Origin of the sequence: Rhodococcus sp. P14 (assembly GCF_000256505.1) — a bacterium.
In the GTDB taxonomy this organism is placed as follows: Bacteria; Actinomycetota; Actinomycetes; order Mycobacteriales; family Mycobacteriaceae; genus Rhodococcus; species Rhodococcus ruber.
This window is the reverse complement of sequence record NZ_AJFC01000236.1, coordinates 1-13,899: the sequence shown is the minus strand read 5'-3', so window position 1 is coordinate 13,899 and position 13,899 is coordinate 1. Positions and strand designations below refer to the sequence as shown.

Annotated in this window: 14 protein-coding genes; 8 read left to right on the top strand and 6 right to left on the bottom strand. The window is 68.3% G+C overall.

Annotated elements, in window-relative coordinates; genetic code table 11:
• Positions 1 to 230: 230 nt before the first annotated feature.
• Positions 231 to 1,832 carry an AMP-binding protein gene (locus OEY_RS0116600; RefSeq protein ID WP_010594967.1) on the top strand — a complete coding sequence of 534 codons (1,602 nt, stop codon included), beginning with the start codon at positions 231 to 233 and terminating at the stop codon, positions 1,830 to 1,832.
• Between the two features lie 305 nt (positions 1,833 to 2,137).
• Here OEY_RS0116600 and OEY_RS0116595 read toward each other — a convergent pair whose 3' ends face one another.
• Positions 2,138 to 2,587 carry a MarR family winged helix-turn-helix transcriptional regulator gene (locus tag OEY_RS0116595; protein ID WP_010594966.1) on the bottom strand — a complete coding sequence of 150 codons (450 nt, stop codon included), beginning with the start codon at positions 2,585 to 2,587 and terminating at the stop codon, positions 2,138 to 2,140.
• 115 nt (positions 2,588 to 2,702) lie between these two features.
• Here OEY_RS0116595 and couN point away from each other — a divergent pair, with 115 nt between their 5' ends.
• Genes couN through OEY_RS0116580 form a run of 3 tightly spaced genes read left to right on the top strand, consistent with a single transcriptional unit; the run spans position 2,703 to position 4,995 of the window.
• Positions 2,703 to 3,614 carry a 4-hydroxyphenyl-beta-hydroxyacyl-CoA dehydrogenase gene (gene couN / locus OEY_RS0116590; RefSeq protein WP_010594965.1) on the top strand — a complete coding sequence of 304 codons (912 nt, stop codon included), beginning with the start codon at positions 2,703 to 2,705 and terminating at the stop codon, positions 3,612 to 3,614.
• Entirely contained in the window at positions 3,611 to 4,501 is an 891-nt protein-coding gene (gene couO, locus OEY_RS0116585) for a 4-hydroxyphenyl-beta-ketoacyl-CoA hydrolase (protein WP_010594964.1), read from the top strand. Before couN ends, couO begins: the two co-directional genes overlap by 4 nt.
• Before the next feature lie 14 nt (positions 4,502 to 4,515).
• Entirely contained in the window at positions 4,516 to 4,995 is a 480-nt protein-coding gene (locus tag OEY_RS0116580) for a MaoC family dehydratase (protein ID WP_010594963.1), read from the top strand.
• 82 nt (positions 4,996 to 5,077) lie between these two features.
• Here OEY_RS0116580 and OEY_RS0116575 read toward each other — a convergent pair whose 3' ends face one another.
• Complete coding sequence (locus OEY_RS0116575) at positions 5,078 to 5,635, bottom strand: TetR/AcrR family transcriptional regulator (protein ID WP_010594962.1); 558 nt, start codon at positions 5,633 to 5,635, stop codon at positions 5,078 to 5,080.
• A gap of 100 nt (positions 5,636 to 5,735) precedes the next feature.
• On the opposite strand from OEY_RS0116575, the gene OEY_RS0116570 reads away from it, so the two are divergent.
• On the top strand, positions 5,736 to 6,122 hold the full coding sequence (locus OEY_RS0116570; RefSeq protein WP_010594961.1) for an SPW repeat domain-containing protein: 387 nt from the start codon (positions 5,736 to 5,738) through the stop codon (positions 6,120 to 6,122).
• A gap of 65 nt (positions 6,123 to 6,187) precedes the next feature.
• Here OEY_RS0116570 and OEY_RS0116565 read toward each other — a convergent pair whose 3' ends face one another.
• The 3 genes from OEY_RS0116565 to OEY_RS0116555 all read right to left on the bottom strand — a co-directional run bounded on the left by OEY_RS0116565 (position 6,188) and on the right by OEY_RS0116555 (position 9,973).
• Positions 6,188 to 7,219 carry an aspartate-semialdehyde dehydrogenase gene (locus OEY_RS0116565; protein ID WP_010594960.1) on the bottom strand — a complete coding sequence of 344 codons (1,032 nt, stop codon included), beginning with the start codon at positions 7,217 to 7,219 and terminating at the stop codon, positions 6,188 to 6,190.
• A gap of 3 nt (positions 7,220 to 7,222) precedes the next feature.
• Positions 7,223 to 8,488: an aspartate kinase gene (locus OEY_RS0116560; RefSeq protein WP_003935350.1), complete on the bottom strand. Its 1,266-nt coding sequence runs from the start codon at positions 8,486 to 8,488 to the stop codon at positions 7,223 to 7,225.
• Positions 8,489 to 8,755: 267 nt separating this feature from the next.
• Entirely contained in the window at positions 8,756 to 9,973 is a 1,218-nt protein-coding gene (locus tag OEY_RS0116555; RefSeq protein WP_010594959.1) for a DUF4185 domain-containing protein, read from the bottom strand.
• Between the two features lie 366 nt (positions 9,974 to 10,339).
• Between OEY_RS0116555 and leuA the strand changes: the two genes are divergently transcribed.
• From leuA to OEY_RS0116540, 3 genes are all read left to right on the top strand, one after another.
• Positions 10,340 to 12,148, top strand: coding sequence for a 2-isopropylmalate synthase (leuA, locus tag OEY_RS0116550; RefSeq protein WP_010594958.1), 1,809 nt, complete (start codon positions 10,340 to 10,342; stop codon positions 12,146 to 12,148).
• A 132-nt stretch (positions 12,149 to 12,280) separates the two neighbouring features.
• Positions 12,281 to 12,655, top strand: a complete 375-nt coding sequence (locus tag OEY_RS0116545) for an SHOCT domain-containing protein (protein WP_010594957.1) — start codon at positions 12,281 to 12,283, stop codon at positions 12,653 to 12,655.
• Positions 12,656 to 12,806: 151 nt separating this feature from the next.
• Positions 12,807 to 13,589: a crotonase/enoyl-CoA hydratase family protein gene (locus OEY_RS0116540; RefSeq protein ID WP_010594956.1), complete on the top strand. Its 783-nt coding sequence runs from the start codon at positions 12,807 to 12,809 to the stop codon at positions 13,587 to 13,589.
• Here the strand turns inward: OEY_RS0116540 and OEY_RS0116535 are convergent.
• Positions 13,586 to 13,899, bottom strand: a 314-nt coding sequence (locus OEY_RS0116535) for a DUF488 domain-containing protein (protein WP_010594955.1), incomplete at its 5' end; no start/stop codon positions are given. The genes OEY_RS0116540 and OEY_RS0116535 overlap by 4 nt on opposite strands.

Sequence of the window (13,899 nt, the reverse complement as noted above, 5' to 3'; positions counted from 1 at the left end):
CAGGGATCACAGGCGCTTGCAGAAGTGGCGCCGGGACACCCCGTGGCGGAGATCACTTTCATCCGGCAGACATTCGCGTTCTCCGCACCGTACCATCTTGCGCGGGTGGGGTTCCGGGGGGATACGACATTCGAGGCGTCCGAACGAGCATTCGGGAACTGGACGGTTTCACGAGCAGTCTCCCCCGTGCATCACGTCGTTGTGCAAGTTCGGTTCCATCAAGGGGGGTCATGCATTCTCGCCACACCGTCGTCACGTCCGGACATGCACTGCTGGACGGGCTGGCCACTTCATGCGTCGAGCGCCCCGATCGGATCGCGGTGACCGATCTGCGCTCGTCGTCGCAGCACGCTTTTTCCGACATCCAGCACGCGGCCGAGTCCGCACGGACACACCTGCACCAGCTGGGTGTACGGCCAGGCGACAACGTGGTGGTGACGCTGCCGCTGAGCGTCGAGCTGATCGCATACTGCTACGGCGTATTCCTGGTAGGAGCAGTCCCCGCGTTCCTCGACCCCAACCAGCCCCCCGACACGCTGGCCGCGTGCCTTGCCGACCTCGATGCGCCGGTGTGGGTCTCCGAACTGCCCTGCCCCGGAGCGGATCTCTACGACGGCATCGTCTGCACCCCGACGAGCACCGGCTTCGACAGCGCTCGTCTCGGTACGGTTCTGCCCGACCCGAGTCGGAGCGAAATGCAGTGGGACATCGCCGATACCGTGCTGCTGCTCTACACCAGCGGAACCACGGGCATCCCCAAGGGCGTGCCGTGGACCTCGCGCGAGCTCGCCTCGCAGATGCGCTACTACCGCAGCGACGAGATCTCCTCCGAGTTCTGCCTGTTTCCACACCTGGCTCTGGTGGCCGTGGCCATGGGCCGACGCGTGGTGTTGCCGGACCTGGCCACCGTCCAACCCGCTCGCCTCGACGTCGCCGCGTTCTACCAGCAGCTGGCCGTCTCCGGCAGCGACTACCTGTTCGCTTCGCCACTGGTGTGGCATCGCCTGATCACCCATATGGATCAGCATCACCTGCCCGCCCCGGCGTTGCGACGGGTGGCCACCGCGGGGTCGGCCATCGGCGCCCGGCTGGTCGAACGCATGCAGGACAGGCTCGCCCCGGCCGAGGTCGTGGTGCCGTATGCGAGCACCGAAGTGTTGATGCCGATCACCCTGATCGGCGCCGACGAGCACGTGTACCGTTCGAAGCTCGGAACCTGGACCGGCATGGGCACCCCGCTCGGGCGGCCGCCCGCGGACATGGACGTCGCTGTCGTCGAATCGCAGTTCGAGGGGCCGCACTTCGACGTAGCGCTCGACGGCCTCCCTGCCGAGAGGACCGGCGAGATCGTCGTTTCCGGCGCTCGGGTGAGCACCACCTACTTCCACCGCGACGACGCCGTGCGCACCGCCAAACTGCGCGATACGCGAACCGGTGAGATATGGCACCGCACAGGCGATTTCGGCTACATCGACTCCTCGGGTCTGGTGTGGTACCTGTGCCGCAGAAAGGACGTCGTCGACTCCCCACACGGCCCGATCCATCCCGATGCGCTCGAACAGATGTGGAACATGGTCACCGGGTTCCTGCTCAGCGCAGTGGTGTATCTCGAGGATCTCGACCGCCTGTTCTACGTCTTTCCCCACGACGAGGATCCTCGCGCCGTCGACCTCGGCACCATGGCAATCCTCGCCCAGCGGCTGCACTTGCCACGGCCCACCCCGGTGCACCTGTCCACCGCGCTACCGACCGACCCGCGGCACAACAGCAAGATCGACCGCGGGCGACTGCGCCGCGTCGTCGAGCACCTCGTCGCGACGGAGGGCCTGTGACCACTACTTCGACTCCGTCGCTGCGTTCGACACCGCCGGCCTGAACGGTCCGGTTCGCGGCTGTGCCGTCGGCACCGGTTTCGGCACCTCCGACTGCTCGAGGCCGGCTACCCGCTGTTCCGACGGCAGCGTGGACGTGCTCGACCGATTTCGGCTCGACTGCGCCGAGGCCGGTCTGCCCTACGCCACCGCACCCGGCCCTCACCTCAGCCAGCTCGTCAGGCTGCCGATACCCTGCCGACCCTCGATGGGTCGACAACTCCACACCCCGGACGCCCCGACCGCGCCCGTGGACGAGCGCGCGGTCAGCGGGCGGCGTTCACCGACTCGGGAAAAACCATGCGGCCGAGCACAGTGCGCATTTCGGCGAGAAGAGCCGGGTCCACGCCGGCGAAGTGCCGGTCCGACACCTCCTCGCTGAGCCGGCGCGCTTCGTCACACAGCTTTCGTCCCTCGTCGGTGGCGACGACGAGTTTGTTGCGCCGGTCGCCCGGGTCGGCGGTGCGGGCGACCAGATTCCGGTTCTCGAGTTCGTCGACGATCGCGACGATCTGGCTGGGGTCGAGTCCCATGTCCGCGGCGATGCGGCGCTGCGCCACACCGGAGGGTTCGTCGCACGCGAGGGAGAGCACCGTGTAGGGGCGCACCCGCAGCCCGAGTGGGGCGAGAGCCTCGTTCACCGATCGCACCACCATCGCACTGGCACGCGTCAGCAGAAATCCCAGGTCGTCCTCGAGGACGCGTCGACGTTCCATTCCGAGAGCCTTTCGTCGCGACCCTCAGGATAACAGTTCCTCAATCGTTGACATTCTCAATAGTAGATGTTCCTATGTGATTGGGAGTTCATCAGCTCGAGCAACGGAGGATCTCGTGGACCTCAGCAACAAAGTCGCCGTCGTCACCGGTAGCGGGCAGGGCCTCGGCCTCGCCTACGCCGCCGAGCTGGCACGTCACGGCGCCGCGGTCGTGATCAACGACGTCGACCGGGGCACCGCCGATGCCGCCGTCGCGACGATCACCGCCGCGGGCGGACGCGCCGTCGCCGTCGTCGCCCCCGTCGGTCCCACCGAGACGGCTCGAAAACTCGTCGCCGCCGCGGTCGAGCACTTCGGCCGCCTCGACGTGATGGTGACCAACGCCGGCATCCTGCGCGACAAGGTGCTGTGGAAGATGACCGACGACGACTTCGACGCCGTGATCGACGTGCACCTGCGCGGCACGTTCACGTGCGTGCGCGAGGCCGTGCTGCGCTTCCGTGAGCAGGGCGAGGGCGGGCGCATCATCGCCATCGGATCCCCGGCCGGGCAGCGCGGCAACTTCGGGCAGACCAACTACTCCGGCGCCAAGGCCGCGGTGGTCGGGATGGTCCGCACCTGGGCGATGGAACTGCAGCGCGCCGGGATCACCGCCAACGCGGTGTGCCCCGTCGCCGTCACCGCGATGACCGAGACCGTGCCGATCTTCGCGCCCTACATCGAGCAGATGAAGCAGACCGGCGAGCTGCCCGCGGTGATCCGCCGCGAGGTCGGCATGGGCACCCCGCAGGACGTCGCCGGCCTGATCGCCTTCCTCGCCTCCGACGACGCCGCCGACATCACCGGGCAGGCGTTCTCCGTCGGCGGCGACCGCCTGGCGCTGTGGTCGCATCCGCAGCTGACCGCCACCGCCTTCCACGACGGCGGCTTCTCCGCCGACGACGTGGCCGCGCAGTGGCCCATCGTGTTCGCCGACCGCGTCGAGTCCGTCGGCGAGGAATTCCCCGAGGAGGTGCTCGCCAAGTGAGCCGCTACGAATACGGGATCGACTTCGAGGCGATCGAGGCGATCGACATCCACACCCACGTCGAGATCGACGGCTGCGGACACCGCTCCATGGACGACGAACTGATGGCCGCCTCGGAGAAGTACTTCAAGTCCGGCGAGGAACGCACCCCCACCATCGACTCCATCGCCGAGCACTACCGGCAGCGGAACATGGCCGCCGTCGTGTTCACCGTCGATGCCCGGTCCGCCACCGGCCACGCCCCCAACTCGGTCGAGGAGATCGCCGAGCTCGCCACCACCCACAACGACGTGCTCATCCCCTTCGGCTCCGTCGATCCGTTGCAGGGCAAGGCCGCTGTGAAACGGGCGCGCCGCCTGGTCGACGAGTACGGCGTCAAGGGCTTCAAGTTCCACCCCAGCATGCAGGGCTTCGAGCCGAACGACCGGCAGTTCTACCCCCTCTACGAGGCCCTCATCGAGGCCGGCGTGCCCGCCCTGTTCCACACCGGCCAGACCGGCATCGGCGCCGGACTGCCCGGCGGGCACGGCATCAAGCTGCGCTACTCCGACCCCATGCTGCTCGACGACGTCGCCGCCGACTTCCCCGACCTGACCATCGTCATGGCCCATCCCGCGGTACCGTGGGTCGACGCGCAGATCTCCATCGCCACCCACAAGGCCAACGTCTACATCGACCTCTCCGGCTGGTCCCCCAAGTACTTCCCGCCGCAACTGGTCAAGGCCGCGAACACGATGCTGCGCCACAAGGTGCTGTTCGGCTCCGACTTCCCCGTCATCCAAGTGGATCGATGGCGCAACGATTTCGCCACTCTCGACATCAAACCCGACATCGCACCGATGATCTTCAAGCAGAACGCACTGCGCGTTCTCGGCATCAAGCGCTGAGCACAGGAGGCCCCATGACCGTCCCCGCCACCTCCATCACCCACGTCGCCACCTTGGCCGACCTCGAGGCACTCGTCGGGCAACCGCTCGGCGTCAGCTCGTGGATGGCGATCGAGCAGGACCGGATCCAGACCTTCGCCGACGCCACCGACGATCATCAGTGGATCCACCTCGACGTCGAGCGGGCGAAGAAGGAGAGCCCGTTCGGCGGTCCCATCGCCCACGGTTACCTGACGCTCTCCCTGATCATCCCGATGTGGAGCGAGGTCCTGAAGGTCGACAGTGTCACCATGGCCGTCAACTACGGCCTGAACAAGGTCCGCTTCACCAGTCCCGTGCCCGCCGGCGGCAAGGTCCGCCTCGACGCGACGCTGAAGTCGTTCGAGAAGCTGCCGAAGGGCGGCGTCCAGATCACCATCGACGGCCTGATCGAACTCGAGGGCAGCGAGCGGCCCGCCGTCGTCGTCGAGGCGGTCTACCGCATGTTCGAGTAGCGGCCGCCGCCTACAGTCGAGCGAATGTACCCTTCTGTCGATCTACGAAGCTGAAGGGTACATTCGCTCGTTTCGGGACGGCTTACGGTTGCACGAACGCGGGCAACAGTGTCAGCGCGACCCGTTCGTTCCAGTCGGCGTCGATGTCACCGCTCCGGGCCCGTTCCGCGCAGTAGGCGCCGACGATGCAGTCCAGGAACGTTTCGACGTCGAGGTCGGCTCGCACGATTCCCCGCGAGATGTGGTGTCGCACGACCTCTGTCAAGGTACTGCGGTGGCGCACGAGCACCGAGCGGATGAGACCGGTGAACGCGGGATCCGCATCGGTCACCAGCGCAGCGAGGCCGCCGAAGCCGACGCCCCCGTCGACCGAACGCAGGGACTGCTCGGCCAGCCACATCAGTACTTCGTGCGCCGTGGCGTCCGGATCGGGCGGCGAGGGCTGCGCAATCGGCTCCATCACCGCGGTGAGCATCTCGTCCCTGTCGCGGTAGCGACGATAGATGGTGGTGCGGGCCATGCCCGTGTGTGCGGCCACGGCCTCGATCGTCACCGCCTTGGGTCCCTTGCGACGAAGCAGTTCGAGCACGGCGTCGGCGATGCGTTCCTCCGGCGTGGCAGTCCCCTCACCTTGCCGCATGCGCCACTCCTGTCCGCTGTCTCGACTTACGACGATCCTACAACAGCGCTACACTTGATGTAGCTACGCAACATGTAGCGATTCGAAGAGAGGTGCGCACATGAAGATCTCGAACTCGTCGGCCGGAGCGATCGCCCTGATCCTGGGCATCGTCACCATGACCGCATCGGTATGGTTCGACACCACCCCCGTCGGCTCCGGTGTCACTCTCGGACTGGGTGCCATCGCCGCGATCTACGCCCTGTGGTCGCTGATCGCCCGCGACCCCACCAAGGATCACTGGTCCCTGTCCGTCGTCGGCTTGATCCTGTTCATCTCGCCCTGGATCGGACAGTTCGCCGGCGACGGAGCAGCCTGGACCGCGTGGATCGCGGGCGCGCTGATCATGCTCGTCGGCGGCACCGCGTATCTCGCCGACGAGTCTGCCGGCGTCACGGCGTCGACCCGGGAAGAGGAACGACGCGCCTATGCGTCCACGGCCCACTGAGAACGCCGAAGGGGAGGTTGCCGGCGACGTGTCGCGGCAACCTCCCCTTCGAGGGTCCGAAGAACCTACACCAGCAGCTCGGCGATCTGAATTGTGTTGAGGGCAGCGCCCTTCCGCAGGTTGTCCCCCGAGACGAACAGCGCGAGACCGCGGCCCTCCGGCACACCCGGATCCTGCCGGACCCGGCCCACCAGCGACGGATCCTGGCCGGCGGCCTGCAGCGGCGTCGGAACATCCACGAGGCGCACGCCGGGGGCGTTCGCGAGCAGTTCCTTCGCGCGCTCCACCGACAGCGGGCGTTCGAACTCGGCGTTGATCGACAGCGAGTGGCCGGTGATCACCGGCACGCGCACGCAGGTACCCGAGACCAGCAGATCCGGGAGTCCGAGGATCTTGCGGGACTCGTTGCGCAGCTTCTGGTCCTCGTCGGTCTCGCCGCTGCCGTCGTCGACGAGCGAACCCGCGAGCGGCAGGACGTTGAACGCAATCGGCGCGACGTACTTGTCCGGAGCCGGGAAGTCGACGGCGCTGCCGTCGTGCACGAGCTTCTCGGCGTCGCCGATGACGGCGCGGGCCTGGCCGAGCAGCTCCTCGACGCCCGCGATGCCGCTGCCGGAGACCGCCTGGTAGCTCGAGACGATCAGTCGCTGCAGGCCGGCTTCGTCGTGCAGCACTTTCAGGACCGGCATCGCGGCCATGGTGGTGCAGTTCGGGTTGGCGATGATGCCCTTCGGCGGGTTCTTCGCCTCCTGCGGGTTCACCTCGCTCACGACGAGCGGCACCTCGGGGTCCTTGCGCCAGGCCGAGGAGTTGTCGACCACGACCGCCCCGGCGGCGGCGAACCGCGGCGCCTGGGCACGCGAGAGCGTCGCACCGGCCGAGAACAGGGCGATGTCGATGCCCTTCAGATCCTCGTCGGAGGTCGCCGCGGCGTCCTCCACGACGATCTCCTCCCCGCGGAACGGCAGCTTCTTGCCGGCCGAGCGGGCCGAGGCGAAGAAGCGCACCTTGTCGGCGGGAAAGTTGCGCTCCTCGAGCAGGGTGCGCATGACGATGCCGACCTGGCCGGTGGCACCTACGACTGCGATGGTGGTCATGATCTACCGTCCCGTTCCGGCGTGGACGACGGCTTCCTCGTCGCCGCCGAGTTCGAAGGCGGCGTGCAGGGCGCGCACCGCGTCGTCGAGTTCGGTGTCGTCGACGAGCACCGAGATGCGGATCTCCGAGGTGGAGATGAGATCGATGTTGATGCCCGCGTCCGCGAGGGCCTCGCAGAACTTCGCCGTGACGCCCGGATGGCTCTTCATTCCGGCACCGACGAGCGAGACCTTGCCGATGTGGTCGTCGAACAGCACCTGGGTAAAGCCGATCTCCTCCTGCTGCTTGCTCAGCAACTCCACGGCACGTGGGCCGTCGCTCTTCGGCAGGGTGAAGGTGATGTCGGTCTTGCCGGTCTCCACCTTGGAGATGTTCTGCAACACCATGTCGATGTTGATCTCGGCCTCGGCGACGGCGCGGAACACCTTCGCGGCGTAGCCGGGAGTGTCGGGCAGGCCGACGACGGTGACCTTGGCCTCGCCGCGATCGTGCGCGACGCCGGTGATCAGAGCCTCTTCCACGGGGATGTCCTCCATCGATCCGGACACGATGGTGCCGGGCTTGGTGGTGTACGACGAACGAACGTGCACGGGCACGTTGTAGCGGCGGGCGTACTCGACGCAGCGCAGCATGAGCACCTTCGCGCCGCAGGCCGCGAGCTCGAGCATCTCCTCGAACGAGACCTTCTCGAGCCGCTGCGCGTCCTTGACGATGCGCGGGTCGGCGGTGAAGACGCCGTCGACGTCGGTGTAGATCTCGCAGACATCGGCGTCGAGCGCCGCGGCCAGGGCCACGGCGGTGGTGTCGGACCCGCCGCGGCCGAGGGTGGTGATGTCCTTGCTGTCCTGGCTCACGCCCTGGAAACCGGCGACGAGGACGATGCTGCCCTCGTCGAGCGCGGTCCGGACGCGGCCGGGGGTGACGTCGATGATCTTCGCGTTGCCGTGGCTGCCCGTCGTGATCACGCCGGCCTGGGAGCCGGTGAACGAGCGTGCCTCGGCGCCGAGCGAGTGGATCGCCATCGCGACCAGGGCGTTGGAGATGCGCTCACCGGAGGTGAGGAGCATGTCCATCTCACGCGCCGGCGGGGCGGGGCACACCTGCTGAGCGAGGTCGAGCAGCTCGTCGGTGGTGTCGCCCATCGCCGACACGACCACGACGACGTCGTTGCCCGCCTTCTTGGTCTCGACTATCCGTTCAGCGACGCGCCGGATCCGTTCGGCCGTCGCGACCGAGGATCCTCCGTACTTCTGGACGACGAGTGCCACGCTGGCGAACCTCCGGGGTCTTGGGTGCAAGTCCAGGGGACCAGCTTACCGATGCGGCCCGAAGGGATGCGGCCCGACCTGCCCCGACCCGCCCCGCCCATCTGGCGGCAACCTCGGCAGCAGACCGTAATCGCCGGGCCCGAACGCGATCTCGGACGGCAACGGCAGCGGCGGGCGGGAGGGCCGGCGGACGCTGCAGGTCCGCGCGGCGGGACGCGGGTCCGCGCGGCGGGATGCGACCGGCAACGGCCGCTCGGGACGAGCGGCTCAGCCCGCGACGGTCGTGCGCAGCAGCATGACGTTGTAGTCGCTCCAGCGGGACGCGACGAAGTAGAGGTCGTTGCCGCTGGACCACGGGTGGATGTACGGCGCGTACAGGCCGCTGATCTGGGCACTGGTGACGAGCACGCGCGGCGCGCTCCACGGGCCCTCCGGCCGCGCGCTCGTGCGCATCTCGATCCGGCCGCCTTCCTCGTTGCCGTAGAGGAGGACGAAGGTGCTGCCGGTCCAGTGCACCGACATCTCGCCGACCGGGCCGTCGACGACGGGCACTGCCGCATCGATTCCGCCGAGCACCCAGCCGGTGCCGGTCCAGAACTCGTAGGCGCCGAGGTCTCGGATCTGCGCCTCGGGCACGCGGGAGACGTAGGCCGGTCCGAAGCGGCCGTTGGGCGTGCCGAAGTCGTAGACGTAGCCCTCGTGCTTGACGTACGCGTGCTGCTGGAACCCGGCGTTGCCGACGGCCAGCTGCTGGACGCCGGGCACCTCCACCGGTGTGTTGATCCGCGCGGTGGCCGGGTCGACGGTCCACGTCTCACCGTTGTCGGTCGAGTACGCGAGGGCGGAGGCGTTGGTCCACCATTCCCCGGGCTCGCCCCAGGCGCGCACCGACATGAAGTTGATGTACTGGGTGCCGCCGACGGCGACAGCGGCGGTGGGCACGACGGTGGTCTCGACCCCGTCGATGCCGATGCTGCCGAGGATCTCCCGGGCGAAGTTCGGGTCGGAGGCGAGCACCGGTGCGCCGGAAGAGGGATCGCCGGGGCGGGGCTCGGGCACGGCGATGCCGTCCGACAGCTCGGTGTCCGCGCTGCGCATGAGGATGTTGCGGCGCCATTCGTCGCCCTCGACCGAGCAGTCGCCGAAGGTGTCGCCGAAGGCCATGAGCACCTGGCGGCCGGGTCCGGTTTCACCGTTGTCCCACATGATTCCCAGATCGGTACCCGAGACGGAGAACCGGGTGTCGGTCCGGTTCGGGCTGCGCGGCCCGGTGACCCAGGCGACGGTGCGGGTGGGACCGGAGGTGATCGTCGGGAGCGGTCCCTGTGGTGTCCCGGCACCGGGGTTGCTGCTGCCGAAGCCGCTGCTTCCGGGTCCGGAATTCCCGCAGGGTTCGGCGTGGGCGGTGGCGGCGAACGGCACCGCGCAGCCGAGCGCCAGCAGCAGCGCGGAGGTGAACGTCGTCGCCGAGCGGACCGCGCTCATGAACTCTCCTCCCGTCCGGGTGACCGGATCGCGTCTTCCGCAGGACTTCTGTGACAGGTGATTCTCATGTGACGAATGAGGTCAACGTATTGGACCGGCACGGACCGCGGCGGGGCCCTTCGTATCGATCGGGTCACGTTCGCGCGGGCCCGGCTGTTCGGGATCGGTTTCGAGATCGTTTATGGAATCCCTCACCTCCGGGTGGGCTCCGGCGGGGCCGGCGAGTACACTGCCTGGCATGCAGCGCGCGCTTCTCCTCGGCCGCCGCGGCGGGATCTGACCAGACCGGCTTCCCGTCGCGGGGTGTTGTCGCGCCGGTCGTATCCTCATCCGGACTCACCGGTCCCCATTTTTTGGAGCTACGTCATGTCACCCGCCGACGCATTCACCTCCGGCTCGCGCACGATCACGCCGCCGAGCAAGCCCGCCCCCGCCGATCAGCCGGCGTGGAACAAGCAGAAGAACTCTTCGATGCCGACCTACCGGTACCGGCCGTTCGCCGAGGAGGTCGAGCCGATCACGCTGCCCGACCGCACCTGGCCGGACAAGATCATCGACCGGGCGCCCGCCTGGTGCGCGGTGGACCTGCGTGACGGCAACCAGGCGCTCATCGACCCCATGAGCCCCGCCCGCAAGCGGCGCATGTTCGACCTGCTGGTACGCATGGGCTACAAGGAGATCGAGGTCGGCTTCCCGTCGGCGAGCCAGACCGACTTCGACTTCGTCCGAGAGATCATCGAGGACAACGCGATTCCCGACGACGTCACCATCCAGGTGCTGACGCAGGCCCGCCCCGAGCTGATCAAGCGCACCTTCGAGGCGTGCGCCGGGGCCCACTCGGCCATCGTCCACTTCTACAACTCGACGTCGATCCTGCAGCGTCGCGTGGTGTTCCGGGCGGACAAGGACACGGTCAAGAAGATCGCCACCGACGCGGCCGAGCTGGTGCTCGAGGAGGCGAAGAACCACCCCGACACGAACTGGCGGTGGGAGTACTCCCCCGAGTCGTACACCGGCACGGAACTGTCGTATGCCAAGGAGGTGTGCGACGCGGTCGTCGACACCCTGGGCGCGACCCCCGAGAACCCGGTGATCATCAACCTGCCGGCCACGGTCGAGATGGCCACGCCGAACGTGTACGCCGACTCGATCGAGTGGATGCACCGCAACCTGGCCAAGCGCGACTCGATCATCCTGTCGCTGCATCCGCACAACGACCGCGGCACCGGTGTCGCGGCGGCCGAACTGGGCTACCAGGCCGGCGCCGACCGCATCGAGGGCTGCCTGTTCGGCAACGGCGAGCGCACCGGCAACGTGTGCCTGGTGACCCTGGGCCTGAACATGTTCAGCCGGGGCGTGGATCCGCAGATCGACTTCTCCGACATCGACGAGATCCGCCGCACCGTCGAGTACTGCAACCAGCTGCCCGTGCCCGAGCGGCACCCCTACGGCGGTGACCTGGTCTACACCGCCTTCTCCGGCAGCCACCAGGACGCCATCAACAAGGGCATGGACATGATGAAGGCCGACGCCGATGCCGCGGGCACCGACGTCGACGACCTGACCTGGGCGGTGCCGTATCTGCCCATCGACCCGAAGGACGTGGGCCGCAGCTACGAGGCCGTGATCCGGGTCAACTCGCAGTCCGGCAAGGGCGGCGTGGCGTACATCATGAAGCACGACCACGGCCTGAACCTGCCGCGACGGCTGCAGATCGAGTTCTCGCAGGCGGTACAGCGCGTCACCGACGGTGAGGGCGGCGAGGTCAGCCCCAAGGAGATGTGGGACATCTTCCACGAGGAGTACCTGGCTCCGACCACTCCGCTCGAGCGGATGCGGCAGAAGGTCACGGCGGCCGAGACCGACGACGGCACCGACACCGTCACCGCGGTCGTGAAGTACCACGGCAAGGAACAGGAGATCACCGGGTCCGGCAACGGTCCGCTCGCGGCCTTCGTCGACGCCCTGGAATCCCTGGGCTACCAGGTGGCCGTCCGCGGCTACGCCGAGCATGCCATGTCGGCCGGCGACGACGCCCTCGCCGCCGCGTACGTCGAAGCGGACGTGACCCGGCCCGACGGCGTCACGACCCTGGTCTGGGGCGCCGGCATCGCACCGTCCATCACGACGGCCTCGCTGCGCGCGGTGGTGTCGGCGGTGAACCGGGCGCACTGAGCCCTCCGGGTCCCGCGAACGCCGGTCGATTCGGCAGGAATTCGGACGAATGCGGCGGTACTCTTCCCCGGGGAGTGCCGCCGCATTCCGCGTTTTCCCACCTCGCGCGTGCCCCACGAAAGGGAGCGTCACATGGATTTCTGGGACATCATCTGGTTCATCATCATCAGCTTCGCGTTCATCGCGTACCTGATGGTGCTCTTCTCGATCATCGGCGACCTGTTCCGCAACCACCAGCAGTCCGGCTGGATCAAGGCGATCTGGATCGTCTTCCTGATCTTCCTGCCGTTCCTCACCGCCCTGATCTACCTGATCGTCAACGGCAAGGGCATGGCCGAGCGGTCCGCACGGGAATACGCCCAGGTCAAGCAGGCCCAGGACAGCTACATCCGCGAGGTCGCCGGCAAGTCCCCCGCCGAGCACATCGCCGACGCCAAGGCGCTGCTCGACGCGGGCACCATCACCGAAGCCGAGTACCAGGCTCTCAAGGCCAAGGCGCTGTCCTGACCATCTGCTGCCTGCCGGAACGAGAACGTTAACGCCTCTCCTTCCTGAAGGCAGGAGATTCCCGGCTCAGACCGCAACCGCACCACCACCCGGAGGGAGGACGGCGCTTCCTCTCCCTCGTGAACGAGGGAGTATCCGCGCCGCACATCAGATGACACCGGATCCGGTGCTGGTCGACCGCGACGGCCCGGTCACGACGATCGGGATCAACCGTCCGGGGGTCCGCAACGCCGTCGATCGGGCGACGGCCGAGGCGCTGGCCGCCGCCTTCCGCGCCTTCGACGCCGACGACGGCGCGGCGGTCGCCGTGCTGCACGGCACCGGCGGCACCTTCTGCGCCGGTGCCGACCTGAAGGCGATCAGCGAGGGACACCCGAACCGGGTCGCCCCGGACGGGGACGGGCCGATGGGCGTGTCGCGGATGCGGCTGTCCAAGCCCGTCGTCGCCGCGATCTCGGGGCACGCCGTCGCCGGCGGGCTCGAACTGGCCCTGTGGGCCGATCTGCGCGTCGCCGAGGAGGGGGCGGTCCTGGGCGTGTTCTGCCGCCGCTGGGGCGTGCCGCTGATCGACGGCGGCACGGTGCGGCTGCCGCGGCTCATCGGCGAGAGCCGCGCGATGGATCTCGTCCTGACCGGCCGTCCCGTCGACGCCGGCGAGGCGCTGAGCATCGGGCTGGTCAACCGGCTCGTTCCCGCCGGTCAGGCACTCACCGCGGCCCGCGCCCTCGCCGCCGAGATCGCCGCCTTCCCGCAGACCTGTCTGCGCCGGGACCGCCTCTCGCTGCTCGAGCAGCACGGGCTCGACGAGGACCAGGCGTTGCTCAACGAATTCCGGCACGGCGCGGTCTCCCTGGCGCACGACACGCTCGAGGGCGCGTCCCGGTTCGCCGGCGGTGCCGGGCGGCACGGCAGTTTCGGTGAGCCCGGCACCTAGCCGTCCACATCCCCGCCGTCCCACACCACGTGCCCGTCCGCCCGCATGCGGGCACCCGGCGCCGCCTCGTGCGCCAGTAGACGGCCGTCGTGCATGAGGTGCTCGACGTCGTGGCCGAACCGCAGCACGACGACGTCGGCGACGAGGCGGCGGTGGCATCGCCACCACACGCTCTCGCTGCACATCATCGCGGTCCGGCGCCGCGCGGACTCCTCGAGCAGCCCGTCGAGCGCGTCGGCGAACTCCTCGGTGCGGGTGTGGGCGGCGTAGGCGGCGAACTGCTCGACCCGCCACCACGAGTCCTCGGGCG

Bases quoted from the DNA above. Each gene is read 5' to 3' on its own strand.
- OEY_RS0116580 (WP_010594963.1), top strand. From the start codon at position 4,516: ATGACCGTCCCCGCCACCTCCATCACCCACGTCGCCACCTTGGCCGAC.
- OEY_RS0116555 (WP_010594959.1), bottom strand. From the start codon at position 9,973: ATGAGCGCGGTCCGCTCGGCGACGACGTTCACCTCCGCGCTGCTGCTG.
- OEY_RS0116565 (WP_010594960.1), bottom strand. From the start codon at position 7,219: ATGACCACCATCGCAGTCGTAGGTGCCACCGGCCAGGTCGGCATCGTC.
- OEY_RS0116545 (WP_010594957.1), top strand. From the start codon at position 12,281: ATGGATTTCTGGGACATCATCTGGTTCATCATCATCAGCTTCGCGTTC.
- OEY_RS0116570 (WP_010594961.1), top strand. From the start codon at position 5,736: ATGAAGATCTCGAACTCGTCGGCCGGAGCGATCGCCCTGATCCTGGGC.
- OEY_RS0116575 (WP_010594962.1), bottom strand. From the start codon at position 5,635: ATGCGGCAAGGTGAGGGGACTGCCACGCCGGAGGAACGCATCGCCGAC.
- OEY_RS0116540 (WP_010594956.1), top strand. From the start codon at position 12,807: ATGACACCGGATCCGGTGCTGGTCGACCGCGACGGCCCGGTCACGACG.
- OEY_RS0116595 (WP_010594966.1), bottom strand. From the start codon at position 2,587: ATGGAACGTCGACGCGTCCTCGAGGACGACCTGGGATTTCTGCTGACG.
- leuA (WP_010594958.1), top strand. From the start codon at position 10,340: ATGTCACCCGCCGACGCATTCACCTCCGGCTCGCGCACGATCACGCCG.
- OEY_RS0116600 (WP_010594967.1), top strand. From the start codon at position 231: ATGCATTCTCGCCACACCGTCGTCACGTCCGGACATGCACTGCTGGAC.